This window comes from Prevotella sp. P4-67 (assembly GCF_002251325.1).
In the GTDB taxonomy this organism is placed as follows: domain Bacteria; phylum Bacteroidota; class Bacteroidia; order Bacteroidales; family Bacteroidaceae; genus Prevotella.
The window spans coordinates 1-213 of record NZ_NPJL01000079.1; the positions used below are offsets into that span (position 1 = coordinate 1).

1 protein-coding gene is annotated in these 213 nt (G+C 61.0%); it reads left to right on the top strand.

Translation table 11 applies throughout. The features are described 5' to 3' along the window. The coding region (locus CIK92_RS13990; protein WP_216822228.1) for a hypothetical protein at nucleotides 1-213 on the top strand (213 nt) is incomplete at both ends.

The following is a 213-nucleotide window of genomic DNA, read 5'->3' on the forward strand; positions in this document are numbered from 1 at the left end:
GAGGCGTGCAGCGCCTCTACCCATGACGGCGGTATTATTAGCCCATTGTGGACGGTACGCACCCCCAGCAACTCTGTAGGAGTTGCGCTTCCCCAGCCCAGGGTTGAGGCGTGCAGCGCCTCTACCCATGACGGCGGTATTATTAGCCCATTGTGGACGGTACGCACCCCCAGCAACTCTGTAGGAGTTGCGCTTCCCCAGCCCAGGGTTGAG